Source organism: Corynebacterium sp. HMSC068G04 (assembly GCF_001814885.1).
Taxonomy (GTDB): Bacteria; Actinomycetota; Actinomycetes; order Mycobacteriales; family Mycobacteriaceae; genus Corynebacterium; species Corynebacterium hiratae.
Genome location: NZ_KV818328.1, coordinates 150,355 through 164,216 on the forward strand (window position 1 = coordinate 150,355; position 13,862 = coordinate 164,216).

Genomic DNA, 13,862 nt, shown 5'->3' on the forward strand with positions numbered 1-13,862 from the left:
CGCGTAGGCTGTGGGCATGAGTATCGCCCACATCCTAGACCGCGCAGCAGAGGCCACGCAGTGGCAAGAGGCCCTGTACAAGGATCTCCACCAACATCCTGAGCTCAGTATGGAGGAGGAGCGCACCCGCGGTATTATCGCGGATAAGCTCCGGGAATTTCCAAGAGTCGAGGTGCTGGAATTCGGCGGGGGAGTAATCGGCATCCTCCGCAACGGCGAAGGCTCGACCGTCCTAGAGCGCGCCGATTTCGACGGCTTGCCCATCACAGAGGACACCGGCCTGGACTACTCCGCTACGGGCGAGGCAATGCACGCCTGCGGCCACGATGCCCACGTGGCCGGGTTGCTCGGCGCCACCGAGGCGCTGGCCAAGGCGACCAATGCGTGGTCCGGTACCTTCATCGCCCTTTTCCAGCCGGGCGAGGAGACCGCTGAGGGCGCGCAGTCCATGGTGGACGCGGGCCTTACCGATAAAGTCCCCACTCCTGATGTGGCCTTTGGTCAGCACATCTTCATTGATAAGAATGCCCCCGCTGGCAGCGTACTCATCGCGTCCGGCCCGGTCTTGTCTACAGCGACCTCACTCACCGTCACCGTTTATGGTCACGGTTCTCATGGCTCGATGCCGCACCTCAGCGTTGATCCGGTGGTGCTCGCCAGCTCCATCGTTCTGCGGCTGCAAACAGTTGTCTCCCGTGAGGTCGACCCCCACCACTTCGCCGTGTTGACCGTCGGCGCCCTGCAGGCGGGATCGAAGGCCAATATCATTCCGGATTCGGCGACCTTACGCATCAACATCCGTGCCTATGATGAGGAGGTTCGCGAGCACATCATTGAGGCTATTCGCCGCATCGTCGAGGCGGAGTGCCAGGCAGCGATGTCCCCGCGCGAGCCGGAGTTTGTGCAGAGTGATAATTACCCCCTTACGGTCAACGATGAAGACGTGACCGAAAAGGTGCGCGCCCAGCTTATCGACGTCTTGGGGAGCGACAACGTCCTCGACATGGAGCCGTGGACTGCCTCGGAGGATTTCTCTCGCATCCCCGATGCCTTCGGCACTCCCTATTGTTTCTGGGGCTTCGGCGGCCGTACCGATGGCGCATCAATTCCCAACCACAACCCGCGCTTCGCTCCGGAGCTGCAGCCGACGCTCACCACGGCGACGCAGGCTCTGATAGCCGCTGCTTACGCCTACGTGGGTAATTAATCCTCCATCGCCGATTGCACCACGGAGAGTACCGTGCGCCGCGCCGCGGAATCATCGAGGTGGGAATCCACCAGCGTGACGAGCGCCTCCAAAACCAGCAGGAAGGCCACTCGGGAGGCATCCTGCAGCTCCGCGCGAAACGTCCCATCAGGGGAGGGGATGACTAGCGTGTAGGAGGCGAGCTCCGCCAGGGGCGAGGAGGTAAACGAGGTCAGCGCGATGAGCTGTGCACCCGCTTCGAAGGCTGCGGTGGCGGCGTTGAGCGTGAGTGTGGTTGACCCGGATCCGGAGACCACGAGGCACACACTGTCTTTATCTAATTGCGTCGCGGCGATGTGCTGGCCTATGGCCTCCGCTACGAACTCGGCGGGGCGCCCGATACTTGTCAGTCGCAGCGCCATGGTTTGCGCTAGGGGAGCGGAGAGGCCGTTGCCCACGACGAGGACACGCCTGGCCTGTGCCAATACCTCCACCGTTGCGGTCAGCTCATCCTCGTTGAGCAGGGCAGTGAGCCCATACAAGTAGTTGCTAAAGGAGGCAATCTCGGCGGACATGCGGCCGACGTGGGTGGAGTCGGCGTCGGGAAGCGGCTTCGGGCGCTGCGCGATTTCCTGCGTGAGCGCTACGCGCAGTTGCTGGTATCCGTCATAGCCCAGCGCCTTCGCGGTGCGGATGACGGAGGTACGCGACGTTCCCACCTTAGCCGCCAGCTGGTCCGCGGTGGCGTGTAGGACAAAGTCCATGTCCTCGAGTATGGCCTGGGCTACGCGCTGTTCGATGGGCTGCAGGCTCGGCATGCGCGTAGTGATGTGTGCGGACGGTGGGGCAGTATCAGTCATAGAGTCTGGGGATTTGTTTAGGTGTACTTAGCTGCCACGATCCGGCGGCGAAGGGCGCCGGAGATGGCGTCGATGGACATGGTGATGACGATGACGACTATAAGCAGCACACCCACGACGTCCCACTGTCGGTACTGCGTATAACCGGTGAGCATGTCGCCGATACCACCCACCCCAATGAGGCCGAGGACGGCGGAAGTACGCACGTTGATCTCAAAGCGATAGAGCGCCAGGGATGCTAATTCAGGCTGGACGATGGGCCACGTTCCCCAACGCACCATTTCTGCGAGGGTGCCGCCAGAGGCTTTGACGGCCTCAGCCGGGCCGGTCGGCGCGGTTTCGATGGCCTCATAGGTCCACTTGGCATGTGTACCGATGCCGCCGATCGCCAAGGCAAGCGCACCTGTAAAAGGAGTGAGCCCAGTGACCGTCAGGATGATGATGGCGATGATGATCTCCGGGACCGCGCGGATGATGGCGAAGAGCGCGCGCAGCGGAAGGCATACCCAGCCAGGGGAGACAGTGTTCGCAGCGAGGACGCCGAGGATCGTAGAAAGCACTACGCCGAGCAGCGCGCCGATCCACGCCATGGCCACGGAGCGCCAGGTTTGCAGGAAGGCCTCGCCGAGTTTGGACCAGTCCGGGTTCGAAAACATGAGTACGAGGTAGTGCCAGATGTTGGCGGGCAGGTCTTGCAGAGCAGTCAGATCGACCCGGATGTAGCCAAAAGACAGCGTCAGGATAAGGAGGATGACGGCCCAGGCAGCATAGATGCCCCAACGACGGGAGCGGGCAGGCAGGGGGTGAGCGGTGCTCATCGGAATAGCGCTCATCTCAGCCTCTTTCGCAGGTTGACGGACACGATTTCCAAGGCGATGACGACGGCGAGCAGTTCGAGCACGATGGCAGAAAGCGCATCGTAGCGGTAGAAGCCGCGGACCTCGTCGATGAGCAGGCCAATGCCACCCGCGCCAACGAGTCCCAATACCGCGGAGATACGGACGTTGAGTTCGAGAGAGTAGATGACCTGGCTGGCAAAGGCGGGCCAGGTTTGTGGGAGAGCAGTCACGCGATTGATCTGATTCTGCGTGCCGCCGGCCGCGCGGCCGGCCTCCATGTAGGAGTCATCGGCGGAGTCGATGGCTTCGGATACGAGCTTGACCACGATGCCGACGTCGAAAAGCACCAGCGTAATGATGCCCGGGAGGGAACCCACACCGAGCATGGCGACGAGAATGGTGGCGTACACGAGATCGGGCACCGCGCGGATAACGTTGACGATACCGCGCACGAGTGTGCGCCACGGCGTCGACGGATTCGTCGGGCGCGCGGCCCACAACGACAGCGGAAGGGCAATCACCGCGGAGATGGCGGCACCCACCACGGCCATGGCTAGGGTTTCGAGCAGAGGCTCCCACGTGCGCGGAAGGATCGACCAATCCGGGGTGAACATCTGCGCGAGCCTGTCGGCACCGTTGCGCCAGTTGCGTGCGATGTGACCCAGGTTGATGTCAATTCCGCCCCAGGCGGGGATGCACGTGGCGATGGTCAGCGCGATGAACGCGGCGAGCCCACCGAGAATGCCGGGCCAGTTGCGCTGACGAGGAGGAAGCACGGCTGTCATACTGCGCTCCCTTGGCTCCCCAGCTGGTCCTCCTCGCGGATCCGGCGGCCATAAATGGCCTCGAAATCCTCCACCGTGGATCCCTGGGCGGGGCCATCGAAGACGATCTTGCCGTGGCGAATGCCGATGATGCGGGTCGCGTAGTCCTGGGCTAAGTCCACAAGGTGCAGGTTCACCAGGGTGGTCAGTTCCCGCTCGGTATTGATGCGGCGGAGATCCTTCATCACGGAGTGCGCGGTGGGCGGGTCGAGGGAGGCGACGGGTTCATCGGCCAGCATGATCGCCGGCTTCTGGGACAGGGCGCGAGCGATGGCCACGCGCTGCTTCTGGCCGCCCGATAAGGCGCCGGCCTTATTCCACGCCTTGTCGAGGATCCCTACGGAGTCGAGGGCCTCGGCGATGATTGCTTTGTCCTCGGCGGTAGAGATTCCCAACAGGGTGCGCCAGCTGGGATTGTGAGAAAAGCGCCCGACGAGGACATTGGAGAAGACGCTCGCGCGGTCCGCCAGGTTGAACTCCTGGAAGATCATGCCGATGCGGCCGCGCAGCTTCCGCAGCTGCGCTCCCTTCGCCGCAGAAATCTCGTGGTCGCCGACGAAAATCTTGCCGGATGTCGGTTGCACGAGGCCGTTGATGCTGCGGATGAACGTGGATTTGCCAGAGCCGGACAGGCCGACGATGGCGACGAATTCGCCGGGAGCGATGTCCACGGAGACGTCGTCAAGCGCCAGCGTTCCGTTGGGGTAGCGCACCGAGACATTCTCGAACCGAATGCCCCACGCTTTCTCCTCCGTCATGGGGAACCTTTCTGAGTGGGAACTGGGCAGTGGAGGAGCGCGGACCTACTGTGCGAAGCGCTCGTTGACCTTGCGCGCCATGTCAATGGATTCCTTCTTAGCCGGAACCCAGTCGGTGATGTCGAAGATGGCGGACATGGTGTCCGGGTCAACCTCGGAGAAGCCATCCATGAGGTCGGTGATTTCCTTGCGGCGCTCTTCTGGGACATCGTCCGAAATGACGACGCCGCCGTTGGGGTACATCTCGGTGTACCCGAAGACGACGAGCTTCTCAGCCAAGTCAGGAGCCTCGGACGAGTCGATGGTGGAGCGTGCGTCCCAGAAGCTAAAGCCCACCTCAGCGTCGCCGTTGTAGACGGCCATGATGGAAGCATCGTTGGAGGTTACCGGGACCTTCTTGAGGCTATCGACGTCGATACCCTGGGACTCCATCGCCATGACGGGCAGCTGGTAGCCGGCCGGGGAGGTAGCACCGAGCATAGCGACAGTGGTCTTACCATCGATCTTCTTCAGCGCCTCGAGGCCTTTCGGGCCCTGGCCCTTGTTCTCGTCTGCGGTGGCGGTGCCGTTGCAGTAGAGGTACTCGGCGCCGCTGGCAGCGTAGGTGGACTTGACTGGCTCGTCTTCGCAGTACTTGTCGGGGTTGTTGGTGACGAACTGGCCGGCGTAGGAATCCGCGCCGAAGCGCTCGTCCTGCAGCACAGCGTGGGCGTCGTACATGTCTTCAGCGGAGGCCAGCTGTGCGGCGGAGGCGATGGCGATGTCAGCCTGGCCGGAGCCGATGGCCTCGACGGCGGCCTGGTAATCCTTGGTCACGACACCCTCAACCTCCACGCCGAGCTCCTCAGAGAGGTAATCGGTCAGCGGCTTTGCGGTGGTGACGAGATCGTTGACCTTCTCGTTCGGGATGAGCGCGAGGGTGAGCTTGTCGGGGGAGTTCGAGCCATCGGTTGAGGAGGAGTCAGAGGAGCAAGCGGTCAGGGAGAGCGACAATGCAAGGGCGGAGGCAGCGAGGGCGGTGAAACGGCGCATGAGAATGTCTTTCTGTGTCGAGGGGTGGAGTGCTAGAAGGCGGAAGATAGTTCAGAAAAGATGTCGGTGACGCGCTGAGCGCGCCACGTGGGGTTGGCGTCTGCGGGGGTGGCGAACGGTGTTTCCAATAAAACGGTGCGCCCGCCACGGGCAGCCACGGGAGCAAGATCGAAGTCCCAGATATCGCCGAAAGCGATGATGGGGCTATCGGGGAAATCAGATTCGAGGATTCGAGTCAAGCCGTCGGGCTTGCCCACGCTCGTGTAGATGGCGTCGAAGGAGTTGCTCAGCCCCAAAACCTTAAGCGCCTCTGCGAGGCCAGTTTCGGGGGAGTTGGTGGCGAGAACCGCGCGGCCGGGATACGAGCCTAGAAACTCGGCGAGGCCTTCGGGCGCTGTGATTCCGGTGTCTGCAAGGTTGAGTCGGGAGGCCATGTAGGCCTGTTGGCAGGAGTCCTCCGGGACATCGCAATCCGCGGCGAGACTGCGGACGAGGTCGTAGCCGTCGCGATAGTGCACTAGGGAGGCGTCGTTCGTTGAGAGCATGTGCTCGGCGGTGTGGGGGATGGAGTGGTTTCCGGTTGCCTCCCCGATGTGGCGGGCATAGGCCAGCACGGGTCCGTGGCCCAGGCTAACGGTGCCGTCGAAATCGAAGAGGAGAACGGGGGGAGATATGTCTTTGGACATGAAGTACAAACTAACGACGGTTTATGTACTTTACGACCACACGCGGTAAACAATGCGTGAACAGTACGTGCACACTCGCCTTTGGTACCCTGACTCACGGTAAATAGAAATTTTCCTCAGCGAAGGACATATAGAAGGACACACATGTCTCTTCCAAACGAGCAACTGCTGCTCGAACGCTTCATGAAGCTCTCCATCGCCGCCGCCGTCGTCACCATTGTTCTCAAAGTGATTGCCGCCGCGGTGACGGGGTCGGTGGGCTTCCTTTCGGATGCCCTTGAGTCCGGTGTCAACCTAGTCGCCGCAGTGGTGGGATTCATCGCCATCAAGATTGCCGCTAAGCCCGCGGATGCGAACCACCAATTTGGTCATGGCAAGGCTGAATATGTTTCCGCGCTGATGGAAGGAGCGATGATTTTCGTCGCGGCCGCGATGATCATCTACACGGCCATTCGCCGCTTCTTACACCCGCTGCCGCTTGAACAGCCAAGCGTTGGTTTGCTGCTGTCGCTAGTAGCGGCTCTCATTAGCTTGGTGGTAGGCGTGATGCTAGTCCGCGCAGGTAAGCAGTATCGTTCTTCTGCCCTGCAGGCGGATGGTCAGCACCTGCTTACCGACGTCTGGACCTCCGTCGGCGTCATCGTCGGCATCGGGGCAGTGGCGTTGACAGGCTGGCTGTGGTTGGACCCCGTCATCGCGCTGGCAGTCGGTATCAACATCTTGTGGACCGGGTACAAGCTGCTCAAGGAATCCTTGAGCTCCCTTCTGTCGGAATCCTTGCCCAAGGAAGAGCATGCCCAGCTGGACGCGCTTCTCAATGAGCTGGAAGACCACCACCAGGTCTCCTTCACCTCGCGTCGCACAGTGGCAGCGGGTCGTCAGCGCCTTGTGTACCTGACGATGGACGTGCCCGGCGAGTGGACGGTGTTGCACTCGCACACCATCGCCGACCGCATCGAGGATGCCATCGACGAGCTTTTCCCCGGTGCCGAGGTGTTCATCCACGTTGAACCAGCCGGCACGGTTCATCGCCGCATCCTGCGGATGCTGTAGGTTAGCCCGCGTACCGCAGGCTTGCGACCCCGCGTCCGCCCTCCATGACCCACGGCCAGCTGAGGCCGTTCTTGGTCAAGACATCATCGCGGATCTCATCGGGAACGATCCATTCCTTGTGCGCATACCCCAGAAGGTATTCATCAAAGGCGGGGAGCTCGAGGCGGATTTTGAGGGCCTCATCGATCTCGCTAGCCGTGACATCCTCCTGCCAAGTGGCCATCCAGAAGTCCTGACCATCGTGACACACAGGTTGAGCAACCGTCGATGTCAGGGCCTTGGTGGCCTGAGATTTACTGAGCTTGGACCATGCTTGGAGGTCGGCTGCGGACACTGGGCCATGTCCTTCGACATAGCGCTGGGCCAGCTCAGCAAGCGGCTCCTCCGGCTCGCGCTGGACGGTAGGCAGCGCGTCGACGTGGAGGAAAGTCTCTTGGCTGCCAGCTTTCGGGCCCTGCACTAAGTCGCCGGCCCCGCCAAAAGCGCGGAGTAGGTGGGAGCCTCGGCCTTCAGTGGGATCAACGCCAGCTTCAGCGAAAATCTCGTAGACTTCCGTGCGGCTCAGGGGCTCGGTCGCTGCGCTGTGAAGCGCTTCCGAGGCGGCTGCCACCATGTCTTCGCTCAGCCCCAAGCTCGGCCGCCGAGACTTCTGGCTGGAGGCTACGCGTGGGTAGAGCAGGCGGGACATCCAGCGGACGTCGGCAGCCGGCATGAAATGCAGCGTGCCGCGCTGTGGCCAACAGCGCACCACGCGAAAGTGAGAAATGTCTTCGAGTACCTTTTGTTCATCGCAGCCGGCGCGAAGAGAAAGCGCTCTGATGCCGGCATCGTAGGTCTGGCCTTGGAGGGCGAGGAGATGTTCAGCAACATCGAGGGCCGACGCCAGAGTCGGCCGCGCGGCCGATGGTGCAAGGCCTTGAGCGATGAGCCGACGGGCGAGAAGCTCGTCGCGGGTAAGTTCCTTCATAGTTGTTTAGATGGCGTTTAGAGGCGGAAAGTCTTCATCAGCTGCATGCCCGTGGACACCAGCTGGCGGAAGCGCTCCGGCGAGATGTACTCCGAGGGCGCAAGCGGGTGCAGGCGCTGCTCGGCCACGGTGCGCTCGTTGGCCCACAGGCGCATGCCGGTAATACCGTGGCGGTGGTTCAGTCCAGATTCCTTGACGCCGCCACCGGGCGCGGCGATGGAGCCATAGGCTGCGGCGAAGCCCTCATTAATGTTGACCATGCCGGCCTCCAGCTGGGAGGCCACCTTCCACGCGCGGCGGGAGTTTCCAGACCACACCGATGCGGATAGGCCGTAGGTGGTGTCGTTGGCGAGCTGGATGGCCTCGGCATCGGAGCTTATAGGGTATACCGCCAGTACCGGTCCAAAAGTCTCGGTGGCATAGAGATCCATCTCTGGGGTCACACCAGTCAGCACGGTGGGCTCATAAAAGTATGGACCAAGGTCCGGCCGGGCCTTTCCTCCGTAGACCACGGTGGCGCCCTTGGACACGGCATCCTCCACGTGGGCTTTAACGGCATCGAGCTGGCGTTGCGAGGTCAGCGAGCCGATGGTGGCGGCATCGGAGAAAGCCGCGCCCAAAACCTGCTGGTCCAGTGCGTTCTTGAGTTCTGCGAGGAACTCCTCGAATACGCTCTCGTGCACATAGGCGCGCTCGGCGGACATGCACAGCTGCCCGGAGGAGGAGAATGCGGTGCGCACGGCGCCTTGGGCGGTGGGCTTGAGGGGGGCGTCGTCAAGCACCAGCATCGGGTTCTTGCCGCCCAGCTCCAGCATGGTGGGGATGAGGCGACCCGCAGCCTGGGTGGCGATGGATTTGCCGGCCTTGGTGGAACCGGTAAAGGAGAGCCCATCCACCAGCGGAACGAGGGCATCGCCCACCTCCGCCCCGCGGCCGGGAACCAGCTGCCAGGCGGCCTCCGGAAGGCCTGCCTCAATGGCTAGGCGTCGCAACAGAATCGCCGTCAACGTTGTCTGAGAATCCGGCTTGTGCACCACGGCATTGCCCGCGGAGAGTGCTGCCAGGACGTCGCCCACGCCCAAGGACAGTGGGTAATTCCACGGGGAGATGAGCCCCACCACACCCAGCGGGTAATGCTGGGTGCGCGTTTTAGTCAGCACGGGAAGCGCGCCGGGGTAGCGGTCAGCGCCAAAGGCCTTGCGGATATTGACCGCGTAGAAGCGCGCGCAGTTATACAGATCCATCAGCTCGTCATAGGCATGGGAGCGGGACTTGCCGTTCTCGGCCTGGATGAGGTCGAGGATGAGCTCCTCGTTCTCGTGAACGAGGTCGTGCAGGCGCAGCAAGATGGCGGCGCGGTCTCCTTGACCAACGCCGGCGCGCGCATAGTTGACGGCCTTCTCGACGTCCCCGGCGGTGGCGACGGGGAAGCTAAAGAGCTCCTCACCGCTAAACGGCGCGTGAGCCTGGTGCTGCTCACCCGTGCCGCGCACATCGCGGGCGGGATCCGTGTCTAAGAAATTGAGCACTCGCTGGGGCAGACGGGTCTGAGTGAAGGTTTTCATGCGGTCTATTGTCCCAAAAATATGCGATGGCGCTATAGATTTTTCGAGATTTGTCTCACAAACTAAATTAATCGTGGTTAGGATGACGCTATGCCAATCCTCGCGACCACTCCACAGGCCCAGGTACGCGCGGCCGTCGAGCCGCTCGTCAGATCTGGAGAAAGCCCAGCGCCCGTAGGCGTCATTGACCTCGACGCATTCGACTACAACGCTGCACAGATGCCGGCCCGCTCCGGGGGACTGCCCATCCGCGTGGCCTCGAAATCAATACGCAGCGTGGCAGCACTTCGCCGAGCTCTCGAGCATGAGGGCTACCGTGGCATCCTCGCCTATTCCGTTCCGGAGGCGCTGCATCTAGTGGAGGAGGGTTTCCGCGACATCGTGGTGGCCTACCCGAGCGTCAACCGCAAGGCTCTGCGTGAGCTCGCAGCGGATGACACCGCGCGCGAGGCTATCACCATCATGGTGGATAGTGCTGAGCTCTTAGACCTGCTTGAGGGCTCCCTGCGTGTGGCCATCGACATTGATTGCACCCTTCACTTGCCGGGCGCGGTTGTGGGCCCGCGGCGCTCACCCGTGCGTACGCCGGAACAGGTCTCGGTGCTTGCGCGCGAGATTCTTCGGCGCGGGCACCGGCTTGTCGGTCTCATGGCCTATGAGGGGCAAGTGGCATCCGTTGCGGATGGCCTGCCGGGTCCGGTGGGAGCGGTCAAGCGCTGGCTGCGCACCAAGTCCATGGCGGACTTGGCCCCGCGACGCCGAGCCTGCGTGGAGGCCGCGCGGGAGGTGGCGGACATTGAATTCGTCAACGGTGGTGGAACGGGTAGCCTCCAGGAATCCGCGGCCGAGGGAACCTTGACCGAACTGGCCGCTGGCTCCGGTTTCTACACGCCGGCGATCTTCGATGACTTCACAGGCATCAACCACAAGGCGGCCGCGTTCTTCGTCTGCCAAGTATCCCGTGTGCCCGCGCCGGGCTGGGCGACGGTCAACTCCGGCGGCTGGATCGCCTCCGGGCCGCCCGCGAAGGATCGCGTTCCGGTTCCGGTGTGGCCGGCAGGGCTGAGCTACTCCAGCACGGAGGGTGCCGGTGAGGTGCAGACACCGCTGCATGGGGCCGCTCTGAACGTCGAGGATCTGGTGTGGTTCCGCCACGCCAAGGCCGGCGAAATGACAGAAAACGTCGACCACCTCCTCGCCGTCGGACACGACGGTGTTGATGTATGGGACACCTATAGAGGACAAGGATGGACACTCCGATGACAACAACTTTTAGCAATTGGGCAGGATCGGTCACCACGAAACCGCAGGAGTTTGTGCAGCCCTCCCGAATCGATGAGATTCCTGGCATCATCAGCCGCGCCCGCAGCGTGCGCGCGGTCGGTGCGGGTCACTCCTTCACTCCCATCGCAGCGGGGGAGGAGACCATGCTCAATCTCGATCACGTGAGTGGACTGGTGAGCGTCGATAAGCAGCGCAAACGCGTCCGATTCCTGGCGGGCACTCGGTTACGTGATGTCCCAGCCCTTCTGCGCCCCTTTGGTCTTGCCCTGGCTAATCAGGGCGATGTGGACCCGCAATCGCTGGCGGGCGCGATTTCCACCTCGACCCACGGCACCGGCATCAATTACACGGGCTTTGCGGGCACGGTCACTGGGCTGACGCTTATCGACGCCGACGGCAACACCCGCTCCTATTCCATCGACGAAGACCCAGAACTCCTTCGCCTCGTGGTCGTCAGCGTCGGCGCGCTCGGCGTGGTTGTTGAAGTCGAAATGCAGTGTGTGGACGCCTTCGACCTGCTGGCGGAAGAATCTGGCATTGCCTTCGATGAGCTAATGGATAACTGGGAGGAGCTCTCTCGGGGCGTCGACCACTTCGAGTCCTACTGGTTCCCGCACACCGACCGAGCGATGGTCAAAGCCAACACGCGCTTAGAGCCGAACGGGGAGCGCCGCTCACGCCTTAAGGCGCTTATCGACGATGAGCTCATCGGCAACGGCGCCTTCGCCGCAGCCCTGGCTCTGGGGCGTCTTCTTCCGGGGACGATTCCGACGCTCAACAAGTTCGCCACCTCGGTTATCTCTCATAACCGCTACCGTTCAGCTGCTCACGACGTGTTCGTCAGCCCGCGCCGGGTTCGCTTCCACGAAATGGAGTATGCGGTGCCGCTTGCCGACGGCCCCGCCGCCGTCCGCGAGATCCGCCGCTTCATCGACGAGCAGGATTGGCGCATCGGGTTTCCGATGGAGCTGCGCACGACGGCCGCGGATGACGTTGCACTGTCAACGGCATCGGGCCGCGAATCGATGTACATTGCCTTCCACATTCCACGTGCGCTCAACCCGCAGGATTATATGCCGAAGCTCGAGCCCATTCTTCGGGCAGCGGGTGGGCGCCCGCACTGGGGCAAGATGAACTCCCTGTCCCGGAAGGACTTTGCTCAACTTTATACAAGATTTGATGAGTTCTGCGAGCTGCGCGAAAAGATGGACCCGGAGTGGAAATTCGGTTCGTCCTACCTGCGGAAATTGTTCGGATAGGGGCGTCGTCAAGCGCTGCACATTCCGAAAGTGGGATTCGAAAGTATCTCTGATCTTTGGTAGCGTGTGGAAGTCTTAATTCCATACGCTGTCGAAGAAGGTGTCTCAAACGTCCTCTGAATCCCGTTCCCTTATCACGCCGACATTTGTGTTCGCGTGGTTGGTAAATTTTGCCCAATTTACGGTCTTTTATCTACTCGTGACCATCATGGCACTCTATGCCGTCGAGCAGTTCCAGGCCTCGGACACAGCGGGCGGGTTTGCCTCAAGCGCCTTCGTGGTGGGGGCGACGATTGCTCGCCTCTTTTCGGGCTACATTGTGGATGCTGCTGGGCGGAAGCGCTCGCTGGTCATCTCCCTCATCGTGGTCACTGTGGCGATGGCGCTGTATTTCCCAGCTCAGTCACTGCCACTATTGTTTGCTGTCCGTATCGTGCACGGCTTCGGCTATGCGGTGGCATCGACGGCTGTGATGGCTGTGGCGCAATCGGTTATCCCGGACCATCGTCGCGCAGAGGGAACGGGATACTTCGCCTTGGGGACGACGCTGGCCACCGCTTTTGGTCCGGCGGCAGGTTTAGCGATTGTCCACAACGCCGGCTATAACTCCGTGTTTCTAGTGGCGTTGACGCTGACGGTGGTGGCCTTGGGGCTGGGGCTCGTCGTCAAGGCGCCGACGCAGGAGCGTCGAAGCGTCTCCTTCTCCTTGGGGAATATTGTGCACCCGTCGGTGGCGCCATTTGGAGTTTTCATCCTTTTGGTCGGTGTTGCTTATACAGGCATCATTACCTTCCTGAATGGTTACTCCTCTCACGCCGGTCTGGAGAAGGGGGCTAGCTATTTCTTCTTGGCCTATGCGGTGGTGAGCCTCATCCTGCGTTTCGTGCTGGGCAAGCTGCAGGATCGTCGCGGTGACAACATCATCATCTACTCCTCGCTCGTCTTCTTTATTGCTGGTCTGGCTGTTCTGGCTTCGGCTGGTGCTGATTGGCAGATTGTTGCGGCGGGCGCCTTGGTGGGCATCGGATATGGCTCGATCCTGCCGGCGGGTCAGGCTATCGCTGTGCGCCTGGTGCCGATGCACGAGATGGGTGCGGGCATCTCGACCTTCTTCTTGCTGCTGGACCTAGGCATCGGCTTCGGTCCGATTCTGCTGGGGCAGGTTATCTCCGCGACGGGATACTCCGCCATGTACTGGATGCTGGCAGCCTTGATGCTGGTTGCCTCAGTGGTCTATTTCTTTGTTCATGGGCGCAAGGACATTGCGCGCGGTGATGTGCGTTATGAATAGAGCCCTCGTGAGCATCACCCTGGCCAGTACTGTAGTTTTGGCGCGGACCCCGAGCGTCTGATGTCGAACGTGTAGTCTAAACCTGGGGTTGATACCCCCGTTTATAGTGACGACTTGACATGAATGTAGTGCTGGCTATGGCTATGTGGGGCGGTGGCCGCTAGAATCATGGTTAGAACACTTCTTCTAATACATGTTTATCTCGGGGGAGACCATGACCACTACTGCTACACGCCCGCCTACCTTTTTCTTTTCCAC

At 61.6% G+C, this 13,862-nt stretch carries 13 protein-coding genes; 5 read left to right on the forward strand and 8 right to left on the reverse strand.

The annotated features are described in order from the left end of the window. Positions 1-16 precede the first annotated feature (16 nt). Positions 17-1,207 (forward strand): amidohydrolase, encoded by a 1,191-nt coding sequence (locus HMPREF2993_RS06895; protein ID WP_070701647.1) that lies wholly within the window; start codon positions 17-19, stop codon positions 1,205-1,207. Here HMPREF2993_RS06895 and HMPREF2993_RS06900 read toward each other — a convergent pair. Genes HMPREF2993_RS06900 through HMPREF2993_RS06925 form a run of 6 tightly spaced genes read right to left on the reverse strand, consistent with a single transcriptional unit; the run spans position 1,204 to position 6,185 of the window. After that, the gene (locus HMPREF2993_RS06900) at positions 1,204-2,046 is read right to left on the reverse strand and encodes a MurR/RpiR family transcriptional regulator (RefSeq protein WP_070701649.1); all 843 of its coding nucleotides are present in this window, start codon (positions 2,044-2,046) and stop codon (positions 1,204-1,206) included. The genes HMPREF2993_RS06895 and HMPREF2993_RS06900 overlap by 4 nt on opposite strands. 17 nt (positions 2,047-2,063) lie before the next feature. Beyond that, on the reverse strand, positions 2,064-2,879 hold the full coding sequence (phnE, locus tag HMPREF2993_RS06905; protein WP_070510254.1) for a phosphonate ABC transporter, permease protein PhnE: 816 nt from the start codon (positions 2,877-2,879) through the stop codon (positions 2,064-2,066). Beyond that, a complete protein-coding gene (gene phnE / locus HMPREF2993_RS06910; protein ID WP_246822388.1) occupies positions 2,876-3,661 on the reverse strand; it encodes a phosphonate ABC transporter, permease protein PhnE in 786 nt (261 codons plus the stop codon). Before phnE (HMPREF2993_RS06910) ends, phnE (HMPREF2993_RS06905) begins: the two co-directional genes overlap by 4 nt. A 5-nt stretch (positions 3,662-3,666) precedes the next feature. After that, entirely contained in the window at positions 3,667-4,467 is an 801-nt protein-coding gene (gene phnC / locus HMPREF2993_RS06915) for a phosphonate ABC transporter ATP-binding protein (protein ID WP_070701651.1), read from the reverse strand. A gap of 45 nt (positions 4,468-4,512) precedes the next feature. Then, on the reverse strand, positions 4,513-5,499 hold the full coding sequence (locus HMPREF2993_RS06920) for a phosphate/phosphite/phosphonate ABC transporter substrate-binding protein (RefSeq protein ID WP_070701653.1): 987 nt from the start codon (positions 5,497-5,499) through the stop codon (positions 4,513-4,515). A gap of 32 nt (positions 5,500-5,531) precedes the next feature. Next, the gene (locus tag HMPREF2993_RS06925; RefSeq protein ID WP_070679942.1) at positions 5,532-6,185 is read right to left on the reverse strand and encodes an HAD family hydrolase; all 654 of its coding nucleotides are present in this window, start codon (positions 6,183-6,185) and stop codon (positions 5,532-5,534) included. A 144-nt stretch (positions 6,186-6,329) separates the two neighbouring features. Between HMPREF2993_RS06925 and HMPREF2993_RS06930 the strand changes: the two genes are divergently transcribed. Beyond that, positions 6,330-7,238 (forward strand): cation diffusion facilitator family transporter, encoded by a 909-nt coding sequence (locus tag HMPREF2993_RS06930; RefSeq protein WP_070701655.1) that lies wholly within the window; start codon positions 6,330-6,332, stop codon positions 7,236-7,238. A gap of 1 nt (position 7,239) precedes the next feature. On the opposite strand, the gene HMPREF2993_RS06935 is transcribed toward HMPREF2993_RS06930, so the two are convergent. Together HMPREF2993_RS06935 and HMPREF2993_RS06940 are read right to left on the reverse strand one after the other, a co-directional pair. Beyond that, positions 7,240-8,205, reverse strand: coding sequence for a winged helix DNA-binding domain-containing protein (locus HMPREF2993_RS06935; protein ID WP_070701657.1), 966 nt, complete (start codon positions 8,203-8,205; stop codon positions 7,240-7,242). Between the two features lie 17 nt (positions 8,206-8,222). After that, positions 8,223-9,770, reverse strand: a complete 1,548-nt coding sequence (locus tag HMPREF2993_RS06940; protein ID WP_070701659.1) for a succinic semialdehyde dehydrogenase — start codon at positions 9,768-9,770, stop codon at positions 8,223-8,225. 90 nt (positions 9,771-9,860) lie between these two features. Here HMPREF2993_RS06940 and HMPREF2993_RS06945 point away from each other — a divergent pair, with 90 nt between their 5' ends. From HMPREF2993_RS06945 to HMPREF2993_RS06955, 3 genes are all read left to right on the forward strand, one after another. Then, entirely contained in the window at positions 9,861-11,033 is a 1,173-nt protein-coding gene (locus tag HMPREF2993_RS06945; protein WP_070701661.1) for an alanine racemase, read from the forward strand. Then, complete coding sequence (locus tag HMPREF2993_RS06950) at positions 11,030-12,313, forward strand: D-arabinono-1,4-lactone oxidase (RefSeq protein ID WP_070701663.1); 1,284 nt, start codon at positions 11,030-11,032, stop codon at positions 12,311-12,313. The genes HMPREF2993_RS06945 and HMPREF2993_RS06950 overlap by 4 nt, the downstream gene beginning before the upstream one ends. 100 nt (positions 12,314-12,413) lie before the next feature. Beyond that, positions 12,414-13,604, forward strand: coding sequence for an MFS transporter (locus HMPREF2993_RS06955; protein ID WP_070701665.1), 1,191 nt, complete (start codon positions 12,414-12,416; stop codon positions 13,602-13,604). Positions 13,605-13,862 lie beyond the last annotated feature (258 nt).

Coding starts and splice junctions, on each gene's coding strand:
- HMPREF2993_RS06895 (WP_070701647.1), top strand. CDS start 17: ATGAGTATCGCCCACATCCTAGACCGCGCAGCAGAGGCCACGCAGTGG.
- HMPREF2993_RS06900 (WP_070701649.1), bottom strand. CDS start 2,046: ATGACTGATACTGCCCCACCGTCCGCACACATCACTACGCGCATGCCG.
- phnE (WP_070510254.1), bottom strand. CDS start 2,879: ATGAGCGCTATTCCGATGAGCACCGCTCACCCCCTGCCTGCCCGCTCC.
- phnC (WP_070701651.1), bottom strand. CDS start 4,467: ATGACGGAGGAGAAAGCGTGGGGCATTCGGTTCGAGAATGTCTCGGTG.
- HMPREF2993_RS06920 (WP_070701653.1), bottom strand. CDS start 5,499: ATGCGCCGTTTCACCGCCCTCGCTGCCTCCGCCCTTGCATTGTCGCTC.
- HMPREF2993_RS06925 (WP_070679942.1), bottom strand. CDS start 6,185: ATGTCCAAAGACATATCTCCCCCCGTTCTCCTCTTCGATTTCGACGGC.
- HMPREF2993_RS06930 (WP_070701655.1), top strand. CDS start 6,330: ATGTCTCTTCCAAACGAGCAACTGCTGCTCGAACGCTTCATGAAGCTC.
- HMPREF2993_RS06935 (WP_070701657.1), bottom strand. CDS start 8,205: ATGAAGGAACTTACCCGCGACGAGCTTCTCGCCCGTCGGCTCATCGCT.
- HMPREF2993_RS06940 (WP_070701659.1), bottom strand. CDS start 9,770: ATGAAAACCTTCACTCAGACCCGTCTGCCCCAGCGAGTGCTCAATTTC.
- HMPREF2993_RS06945 (WP_070701661.1), top strand. CDS start 9,861: ATGCCAATCCTCGCGACCACTCCACAGGCCCAGGTACGCGCGGCCGTC.
- HMPREF2993_RS06950 (WP_070701663.1), top strand. CDS start 11,030: ATGACAACAACTTTTAGCAATTGGGCAGGATCGGTCACCACGAAACCG.